This is a genomic window from Mesorhizobium sp. M7A.F.Ca.CA.002.15.2.1, from assembly GCF_003998715.1.
GTDB classification, from domain to species: Bacteria; Pseudomonadota; Alphaproteobacteria; order Rhizobiales; family Rhizobiaceae; genus Mesorhizobium; species Mesorhizobium ciceri.
In genome coordinates this window covers 1-440 of the sequence record NZ_RZPI01001279.1, presented here as the reverse complement: position 1 = coordinate 440, position 440 = coordinate 1, and the positions used below count along the sequence as shown (strand labels likewise).

The window sequence follows — 440 nt, the reverse complement described above, 5'->3', positions numbered from 1 at the left end:
CTACGGCGCTGGTTACTTCTACATCCCCGGCACCGAAACCTGCCTGCGCATCGGCGGCTATGTCCGCTACGACGTCGGCGTGGGTGATGCCGGTTCGTTCGATGGCGTCAATCACGTTCCTGACAGCATGGGCGAAGACGACCACTCGACCTACTGGAAGAATGCCCGCTTCAACCTGAAGACCTGGACCGGCCAGGAAACCGAACTCGGCACGTTGAAGACCTACACCGAGACCCGCTTCAACTTCGGCAACAGCTTCGGCGACTATGCCAACCAGGCCACGACCAACGACAGCCGCAACAACTGGCAGGCCCGCAACACGGGCATTACGCTGAACTTCGCCTGGATCCAGCTCGGTGGTCTGCGCGTCGGTAAGGACGACCCGGCCTTCGACACCTTCATCGGTTACGCCGGCAACGTCATCAACGACACGATCGTCC

The 440-nt window shown here is 60.9% G+C and carries 1 protein-coding gene; it reads left to right on the top strand.

Annotated features, from left to right (window positions below; translation table 11 throughout):
- A partial coding sequence (locus ENZ74_RS34125; protein WP_164761520.1) for a porin occupies positions 1–440 on the top strand: 440 nt, incomplete at both ends.